This is a genomic window from Nitrospirillum amazonense (genome assembly GCF_007828035.1).
In the GTDB taxonomy this organism is placed as follows: domain Bacteria; phylum Pseudomonadota; class Alphaproteobacteria; order Azospirillales; family Azospirillaceae; genus Nitrospirillum; species Nitrospirillum amazonense.
The window spans coordinates 772810-780171 of sequence record NZ_VITV01000004.1; the positions used below are offsets into that span (position 1 = coordinate 772810).

Consider the following 7362-nt stretch of genomic DNA (forward strand, 5'->3'; position numbering starts at 1 on the left):
CCTGGCAACGCCGCCGGATTTGCGTCGGCGCAAGCGGGCCTTGCCAAAGGCCAAGCCGGCTTGGCGCCGGCGAAAGCCTATGGTGCCCGCCGTTGACCTGAGCTGCTGATCTGAAGGGACCCATGCCCCATGTTCAAGATGTACGGCTTCTGGCGTTCGGCCGCCGCCTTCCGTGTGCGTGCGGCGCTGAACCTCAAGGGCCTGGCGGTCGAGGAGACGATGATCGATCTCGACGCCGGGGAGCAGAACGCGCCGGCCTTCCTGGCCGTCAACCCGGCGGCGGCAGTGCCCGCGCTGTTCGTGGATGGCGGGCCGCCGTTGACCCAATCGCTGGCGATCCTGGAATATCTGGAGGAGCTGTATCCCGACCCGCCGCTGCTGCCCGCCGGCGCGCGCGACAGGGCCCGGGTCCGGGCGCTTGCGCTCAGCTTCGCGGCCGACCATCACCCCTTGATCGTGCCGCGGGTGCGGCGCCATCTGGCCGCCGCCTTCGGTGTGGGTCACACCGATTGGGTGCGGCACTGGTTTCGCGAGGGGCTGGCACAAGGGGAGGCCCGTCTGGCCGGTGATCCCGCCGTTGGCCGCTTCTGCCATGGCGACAGCCCCACGATCGCGGACCTGTGTCTCATGAGCCACGTGACGGGTGCCCAGGGGTTCCAGGTCTTCTCGGTGGACTATCCGACCATCGACCGGATTTTCAACGCCTGCATGGAGATCGACGCGTTCGCCAGGGCGGCGCCGCTGCGCCAGCCCGGGGCGCCGCGCTAGGCCTCAACCACCGTGACGGTGTCGCCCGGCCGTACCGTCCCGCCCTCGATGACGCGGGCGTAGACGCCGCAATTGACGTGGCCGTAGCCGTTCATCAGGGATTTCAGCACGGGCATGTCGCGCTCGCCCGTCACCGGGTTGACCTCGGTGGCGGCGCAGCGGCGGATGTTCTTGAACACCTCCAACAGGGTTTCGCCCACGCGCAGGCGCTTGCCCACCCACTGCGCCTCCGCCCAGGGGGCGAGGTCCGAGAGCAGCAGGTTGCCGCGGAAGCGGCGCGGATCCACCGGCGCCTGGGTCACCCGCTCCAGATCTTTGCAACTGGCGAGGTTGATCAGCGACACCGCCTTTTCCTCGATGTCGCTGAACATGTGGCCTGGCGCCTCGATCACTTTGTAGGGCGGCGGCACGGCCGCGTCTTTCATATAGGCGGCCAAGAATTGCTCAATCAGCAGGCGGCCGGTGGGGGTGTCGATGCGCCCCTTGGCCACCTGCCTGCCGTTGCGCAGCAGCACCAGCGTGCAGCTGGCGGCGTCGTAGCGCGCGTCCAGCGTGGCCAGCCGCTCATCCCGCATCAGGGCCAGGAAGTTGCTCTTGGGCCGCCAAGCGGGGCTGACCACGTCGAAGGTGGTGGCGCCGTGGGTGATGGCGAAGCGCCGGTCCTGCGGCATGCCTTGGCCGGGCGTCAGCGTCACCGCCTCCAGGGTCTGGGCGGACAACCCCTTGACGGGGAAATAATGCAGGATGGAAACGGTCGTCGTCATGGGGCCAGTCTAAGGGATCGCCCCCGCCGCTTGTCAACGAACGGTCGGGGACAAGTTGACGACAATTAGATGTAGGGATGGGGAGATGTAGGGATGGGGGCGGGATCGGGCTTGCGGCTTGCGGGATCAGGCCCCATATCGCTGGTGCATCCTTCGGATCGCACAATTGTCGTGGATCATGGCTGGAACGGGCTGCCTGGCGGACGCTCCGGTCGACACTAGGAGCTTTTTGCGATGGACTTCGAGAAGTTCACAGAGCGCAGCCGTGGCTTCGTGCAGGCGGCGCAGACGCTGGCGTTACGCGGCGGCCACCAGACCTTGAACCCTGAACACCTGCTGAAGGTGCTGCTGGACGACAGTGAAGGCTTGGCGGCCAACCTGTTGCGCTCCTCCGGCGCCGATCCCGCCCGCGCCCTGTCGGGTGTGGAGGCGGCGCTGGCCAAGGTGCCGGTGGTGTCCGGCCCCGGCGCCGGGCAGATCAGCCTCAGCCGTGAGCTGGCCAAGGTGTTCGACAGCGCCCTGCAGCTGGCCCAGAAGGCGGGCGACAGCTTCGTGACGGCGGAACGCCTGCTGTTGGCCCTGACCATGGCCGAGGGCACGACGGCCGCCAAGGTGCTGGCGGAGGCCGGTGCCAAGCCGCAGGCCCTGAACCAGGCCATCAACGCCTTGCGCAAGGGCCGCACCGCCGACAGCGCGTCGGCGGAACAGAGCTATGACGCGCTCAAGAAATACGCCCGCGACCTGACCCAGGCGGCGCGCGACGGCAAGCTCGACCCCGTCATCGGCCGGGACGAGGAAATCCGTCGCACCATCCAGGTGCTGGCCCGCCGTACCAAGAACAATCCCGTCCTGATCGGCGAGCCCGGCGTGGGCAAGACCGCCATCGTGGAAGGTTTGGCCCTGCGCATCGTCAACGGCGACGTGCCGGAAGGCCTGAAGAACAAGCGCCTGATGGCGCTGGATCTGGCTGGCCTGGTGGCGGGCGCCAAGTTCCGGGGTGAATTCGAGGAACGGCTGAAGGCCGTGCTGCAGGAAATCCAGTCGGCGGCGGGCGAGGTCATCGTCTTCGTCGATGAGCTGCACACCCTGGTGGGGGCCGGCAAGGCCGACGGCGCCATGGACGCCTCCAACATGCTGAAGCCGGCGCTGGCGCGCGGCGAGCTGCATTGCGTCGGTGCCACGACCCTGGACGAATACCGCAAGTACATCGAGAAGGACGCGGCCCTGGCCCGGCGTTTCCAGCCCGTCTTCGTGGCCGAGCCGACGGTGGAAGACACCATCTCCATCCTGCGCGGCCTGAAGGAGAAGTACGAGCTGCACCACGGCGTGCGCATCACCGACGGCGCCATCGTGGCCGCCGCCACTCTGTCCAACCGCTACATCACCGACCGCTTCCTGCCCGACAAGGCCATCGACCTGGTGGACGAGGCCGCCAGCCGGCTGCGCATGGTGGTGGACAGCAAGCCCGAGCAGATTGACGAGCTGGACCGCCAGATCATCCGCCTGAAGATCGAGCGCGAGGCGCTGAAGCGGGAGACCGACCAGGGCTCCAAGGACCGGCTGGTCAAGCTGGAGACGGAACTGGCCGAGCTGGAGGAGCAGTCGGGCAACCTCACCGCCCAGTGGCAGGCGGAGAAGGACACCCTGTCCAGCGCCCAGAAGCTGAAGGAACAGCTGGAGCAGGCTCGCGCTGAGTTGGAAAACGCCCAGCGCACCGGCAACTGGGCGCGGGCGGGCGAGCTGACCTACGGCGTCATCCCGGAGACGGAGCGCCGCCTGCGCGAGGCGGAAGAGGCCGGCGGCAACCGCATGCTGAATGAGGAGGTGCGCGACGGCGACATCGCCGCCGTGGTCAGCCGCTGGACCGGCATTCCCGTCGACAAGATGCTGACGGGCGAGCGCGAAAAGCTGCTGCGCATGGAGGAGAAGCTGCACAGCCGCGTGGTGGGCCAGGACGAGGCGGTGGTGGCCGTGTCCAACGCGGTGCGACGCGCCCGCGCGGGCCTGCAGGACCCCAACCGCCCGATCGGCAGCTTCCTGTTCCTGGGCCCCACCGGCGTCGGCAAGACGGAGCTGACCAAGGCTTTGGCCGAATTCCTGTTCGATGACGAGACGGCCATGGTCCGCCTCGACATGTCGGAATACATGGAGAAGCACTCCGTCGCCCGCATGATCGGCGCCCCTCCGGGCTATGTCGGTTATGAGGAGGGCGGGGCCCTGACCGAGGCGGTGCGCCGCCGGCCCTACCAGGTCGTGCTGTTCGACGAGGTGGAGAAGGCCCACCCCGACGTGTTCAACGTGCTGCTGCAGGTGCTGGACGACGGCCGCCTGACCGACGGCCAGGGCCGCACGGTGGACTTCCGCAACACGCTGATCATCATGACGTCCAACCTGGGGTCCGAGGCCTTGGCCTCGCTGGCCGATGGGGCGGACGCGGCGGCGGTGGCCACGGCGCACGCCCATGTGCTGGAGGTGGTGCGCGGGTCCTTCCGGCCGGAGTTCCTGAACCGGCTGGATGAGATCCTGATCTTCAACCGGCTGTCGCGGCCGCATATGGCCGGCATCGTCAACATCCAGCTGGGCCGCTTGCGGCGCATGCTGGCGGAGCGCAACATGACGCTGGAGCTGGACGACGCGGCCCTGCGCTGGCTGGCCGACGCCGGCTATGACCCGGCCTATGGCGCCCGGCCCTTGAAGCGGGTGATCCAGCGGGAACTGCAGAACCCCTTGGCCACCCGTATCCTGGAAGGCCGCATCAACGACGGGGAGACCATCACCGTCTCCGCCGGGCCGGAGGGCCTGGTCCTGAACGGTGAGGCCATCAAGGTGCCGCCGGCCGGCGAAAGCCTCTGGGGCCAGCCGCCCACCGTGCATTGAACGGCACTGTTCTGATACCAGCGGCACGAGACGGGGGCTTGTGCCGCTGTAGCCCGCGACTGCGGGCGCCGGGGATTTCTGGGGAGCCGAAGGCGGACTGGAAATCGAGGATAAGCCAAGCGGCCGGCCGGATGGCCGCGCCTGGCGCCTGAGGGGGCATGTGGGCGGTCACGATCAAATGCCACACGTATGAACGCTGACAGGCGAAGGGCCGGTCCCCCGGGGGACCGGCCCTGAACTTTGTGGGCCGGGGCTTTTATGCTCAGTGCCGCTTCACGGCGGCCTGGACCACGTGACCTGTGCCGGGCTTGACGGCGACCAGGGTGCTGCCGTTGCCGCCCTGCAGATCGCGGAAGGCCTCCTGGTCCTCGGCGACGATGGCTTGGAACTGCTTCAGATCCTTCCCGTCCAGCTTGCGGCCGGCTTCGATCTTGGCCTCCTTGCTGTCGGGATTGATCTGCTGGTTGCCGCGCAGCACTTCGAAATGCAGGTGCGGGCCGGTGGCCCGGCCGGTGGCGCCGACATAGCCGATGACGTCGCCCTGGGCCACGCGCATGCCGGCGCGCAAGTTCTTGGCGATACGGCTCATGTGGCCGTAGGCGGTTTCCATCTGGTTGCCGTGGCGCAGCTTGACGTAGTTGCCATAGCTGCTGAAGGGACCCGCCTGCTCCACCACGCCATCGCCGGCGGCATAGATGGGGGTGCCCACGGGGGCGCCGAAGTCCTTGCCCTTGTGCATCTTGCTGTAGCCCAGCACCGGGTGCATGCGCATCCCATAGCCGGAGGTGACGCGGGCGCCGTCGATGGGGGTGCGCAGGATGGCGCGGCGGATGCTCTCGCCCAGGGCGTTGTAATAGTCGGGCGTGCTGCCGGACGCCTGGTAGCGGTAGATGGCCTTTTCCTTGCCCGACAGGGTCAGCGAGGCGAACTGGATGTCGCCGTCGCGGGCGGGCTGGCCGTCCTCGGTATAGTAACGCTCGAATAGGATTTCAAAGGTGTCGCCCGGCTGCAGGTCGCGCTGGAAGTCGACATCGTAGGCGTAGCGCTTGATGAAGGCGTCCAGCACGGGGTAGGGCACGCCGGCGGCACTGGCCGCCTCCGACAGGCTGCTGGTGATGCGGCCGCGGGCGGCCATCAGCTTCTTCTCCAGCGGCTTGTCCACCTGGCGGGCCTGATAGCGGCCGCCATTGAAGGCGACCGACACGGCGCGCTCGGCGGCCGGCTGGAATTCCAGGCCGATGAACTTGTCACCCTCGCTGTGGTCGAACAGCACGGTGATGCCCTGGCCGGCCTTCATGCGGCGCACGTCATAGACGCCGCTCAGCGCGCTGACGGCGTTCTGGGCGCTGTCGGCCGGCACGCCGCCGTCCATCAGCACCTGCATCAGGGTGTCGCCCCGGCCGACATTGACGTGGCGACGCTCCACCGGGTCGACCGACAGGGGCTTGCCAGCCTGCGGCGCCGGATCGGCGGCGGCAACCGCAGTCTGCTGCGGCACCTGCTGGTCCTTGGGCGCCGCAGCGGCGGCGGCGGCCAGGTCGGGATCCACGTCAGACGGCGGGGCGGGGGGCAGCGCCTGGGGGGCGACGGCCACGCTGCCCGTGTCGTCCAGGGACGCCAGGGAGACGACGCCGCCCAGGGTCAGGGCGACGGCCGATGTCACGGCGATGCGCTTCAGCAAGGCCCCCACTCCCCCAAATCAAACCGCATCGTCAAAACCCTCAACCTCAAAGGCTACATGGGCCCCATCGGGCGCTGTTTCCCGGGCACCTGCTTCCAGGGCGCGGGCACGGTGTCGACGGGCCGCCCGGTTGAACGGCCTTGGCCGTGGTGCCGACGCACCACGAAAATCCTCATCAACCGGTCCCGCCCTTGCGTGACGGGGCCGATGTCGAGGGAGAGGAACTGACGACTGGAAACGCCGAAATCCGGTTCATTGCCCGGGGATCCGGCAGGTCGTAACGCCCCAGCTTCTTCTCGTCCGATGGGCCTAGGTTCACCTGCCAAAAGGCGCGGAAAGCCTGGCCACCGGTTAGGCCAATCCTCGCGTGACGCGATTGCCACTGTCAACGGGAACATCCTACGTACGACACGTTAATAGGACTTGAAAGACGATGGCGTTTGAGTCCGTCCCTGCGGGGGCAGGCTGGGTACCGCCGACGGGCCGCCTCCTATCCGGCGGTGGTGGCGAAATTGGGGCAAGGTGGCGGCGCCCCGTCTCCACTGCAGGCCTGGGGTGGTTAAAGCGCCTGACAGACATCCTGTCTACGCGCGCGCACGAGCATATATAGGGGATGTACGGCGGCAACGGTGGTGCCTCCGGCGGGGTGGTCTTGGTTCGGTAAAAATCGTCATGTGACTGCAAAATTCCTGTAGACAGGGCGTGGGTGAGGTCACTATAACCCCGTTCACCGACGCGGCGGGCGACAACGAACGGCGCGACGGCGAAGCGATCCCTGAGTTCTGGCGGTGACGCTGGTGGATGATGGGGTTGCGGACCAGGCGGTAAGCCCTAGCGATGGGGTCGCGGGTCGATACGGAATTTGCCCTTCCTGTCCGGGTTTGGGTTGGTCCTTACGGGGATCGGCCAGGGACGGGGTTGTGGTTGTCGGCGCTATTTGCGTTTGGGCCACGGGTTCTTGAACAAGTGAACGTCTTGAGAAGGGATGCGCAGACGGCGGTTCCGATGCTGGGTCCAGTACGGGCACACAATGGAAACGATCGAAGCGCATCTTAAGAACATGCTCTGAAAATGTCCCTTCAGCGATGAGGGGAACAGGAACGGACTTGGGTTTGAGGTGCCGACTGAGGTTGGTTTCCGTCGAGGTTCTTGTTTGCCGGCAACGGCGAACGGGATACCGCATTGAACCTGAGAGTTTGATCCTGGCTCAGAACGAACGCTGGCGGCATGCCTAACACATGCAAGTCGAACGAAGGCTTCGGCCTTAGTGGC

Annotated in this window: 4 protein-coding genes and 1 rRNA gene; 3 read left to right on the forward strand and 2 right to left on the reverse strand. The window is 67.2% G+C overall.

Translation table 11 applies throughout. From position 1 onward, the window contains the following. Window positions 1-129: 129 nt before the first annotated feature. Window positions 130-768 carry a maleylacetoacetate isomerase gene (maiA, locus tag FBZ87_RS15125; RefSeq protein ID WP_145611070.1) on the forward strand — a complete coding sequence of 213 codons (639 nt, stop codon included), beginning with the start codon at window positions 130-132 and terminating at the stop codon, window positions 766-768. On the opposite strand, the gene FBZ87_RS15130 is transcribed toward maiA, so the two are convergent. Further along, window positions 765-1532, reverse strand: a complete 768-nt coding sequence (locus FBZ87_RS15130; protein WP_145611071.1) for an MOSC domain-containing protein — start codon at window positions 1530-1532, stop codon at window positions 765-767. The genes maiA and FBZ87_RS15130 overlap by 4 nt on opposite strands. 234 nt (window positions 1533-1766) lie before the next feature. Here FBZ87_RS15130 and clpB point away from each other — a divergent pair, with 234 nt between their 5' ends. Further along, window positions 1767-4409: an ATP-dependent chaperone ClpB gene (gene clpB, locus FBZ87_RS15135; protein WP_145611072.1), complete on the forward strand. Its 2643-nt coding sequence runs from the start codon at window positions 1767-1769 to the stop codon at window positions 4407-4409. Between the two features lie 262 nt (window positions 4410-4671). On the opposite strand, the gene FBZ87_RS15140 is transcribed toward clpB, so the two are convergent. After that, window positions 4672-6099: a peptidoglycan DD-metalloendopeptidase family protein gene (locus FBZ87_RS15140; RefSeq protein WP_145611074.1), complete on the reverse strand. Its 1428-nt coding sequence runs from the start codon at window positions 6097-6099 to the stop codon at window positions 4672-4674. Between the two features lie 1175 nt (window positions 6100-7274). Between FBZ87_RS15140 and FBZ87_RS15145 the strand changes: the two genes are divergently transcribed. Further along, window positions 7275-7362: ribosomal RNA gene (locus FBZ87_RS15145) — 16S ribosomal RNA — on the forward strand; the annotation flags it as partial.

Coding starts and splice junctions, on each gene's coding strand:
- maiA (WP_145611070.1), top strand. CDS start 130: ATGTTCAAGATGTACGGCTTCTGGCGTTCGGCCGCCGCCTTCCGTGTG.
- FBZ87_RS15130 (WP_145611071.1), bottom strand. CDS start 1,532: ATGACGACGACCGTTTCCATCCTGCATTATTTCCCCGTCAAGGGGTTG.
- clpB (WP_145611072.1), top strand. CDS start 1,767: ATGGACTTCGAGAAGTTCACAGAGCGCAGCCGTGGCTTCGTGCAGGCG.